This is a genomic window from Streptomyces triticirhizae (assembly GCF_003696235.1).
In the GTDB taxonomy this organism is placed as follows: Bacteria; Actinomycetota; Actinomycetes; order Streptomycetales; family Streptomycetaceae; genus Streptomyces; species Streptomyces triticirhizae.
In genome coordinates, this window is record NZ_RFFJ01000388.1 from 1 (window position 1) to 1,400 (window position 1,400).

Here is a 1,400-nt window from a genome sequence, read left to right on the forward strand (position 1 = left end):
GCCGCCCGGCGCCCGCGCTGACCGCCCTCGCGACCCTGGCGGCGCTCGCGATGACGGCGGGCCTGGCCCTCGCCCCGGCCGCCGTCGCCGACGAGACGCCGGCCCCGCCGCCGGCCGAGGCGCCCGAGGGCCTCTTCGGCGACGCCGACCCGCAGTACGACGGGGTGTGGCGGCAGTCCTACGCGCTGCTGGCCCAGCACACGGCGGGCTACACGCCGGCCGACGAGGCGGTGGACTGGCTGGTCGGACAGCAGTGCGCGGACGGATCGTTCCTCCCGTTCCGCGCGGCCCCGGAGCAGCCCTGCGCCGATGTGACCGCCTCCGACTCCAACGCGACGGCCCTCGCGGTCCAGGCGCTCGCCGCCGTCGGCGGCCAGCAGGACGCGGTGGACGCCGGCGTCGCCTGGCTGACCGGCGTGCAGAACGAGGACGGCGGCTGGGGCTTCAACCCCGGGAGCCCCAGCGACGCCAACTCCACGGCCGTGGTGATCGGCGCCCTGGCCGCGACCGGCACCGACCCGGCTGAGGTGCGGCGCGAGGACAACTCCCCCTACTCCGCCCTGGGCGACCTCCAACTCGGCTGCGACGCGCCCGAGGACCAGCGCGGCGCGTTCGCCTGGCAGCCCGACCCGGAGACCGGCGAGCTGTACGGCAGCGACATGGCGACCGTGGACGCGGTCCTCGCCGCCTACGGCAGCGGGCTGTTGGTCGACCCGGAGACGCCGGAGGCGCCGGTGACCCCGCTGGACTGCGGGACGGGCGGGGACGGTTCGGACGGCGAGGAGACCGGCGCGGCCTCGGAGTCGCCGGCCTCCGAGTCGCCGGCCGAGGAGTTGAGCCCGCAGGCCAGGGCCGGTTCGGCGGGCGCGGCGCGGCTGCTCGGGACGCTGGAGGGGAGCGAGAACCACCTGGAGTCGACGCCGCCCGGCGGCGAGGCCCAGCCGGACTTCGCCACCACGGCGCGCGCGGTGCTGGCGCTGGCGGCGGGCGGCCACCGGGAGGCGGCCTCGGCGCCGCTTGAGTGGCTGCGCGCGCACCACACGGAGTGGACCGACTACGCCACCAACCCGACGGCGCTCAGCCTGCTGGTGCTCGCCGCGCACGCGACCGGCGACTCGGCGGCGGACTTCGGCGGCACGGATCTGCTGGCGCAGCTGGGCCGGCTGGGCCCGGCCCCGACCGACTCGCCCGCCGACGGGGGCGGCTCGGGCGAAGGCGACGCGGACGGCGACGGGATGAGCGCCCTGCCGTGGATCATCGGCCTGGGGCTGGTGGCCGGCATCGGCATCGGCGTCCTCCTGAGCTTCCGCCGCAGGGCCGCGGCCGCGGCGGGCGAAGCGGACGGCGCGGGCCCGGCGGCCCGCGCCGGGAGCGCGGAGGGCGCTGCGCGCGCCGAGGGT

Annotated in this window: 1 protein-coding gene; it reads left to right on the forward strand. The window is 78.6% G+C overall.

From position 1 onward, the window contains the following. Window positions 1–1,400, forward strand: a 1,400-nt coding sequence (locus EBN88_RS29840; RefSeq protein WP_233581131.1) for a prenyltransferase/squalene oxidase repeat-containing protein, incomplete at both ends; no start/stop codon positions are given.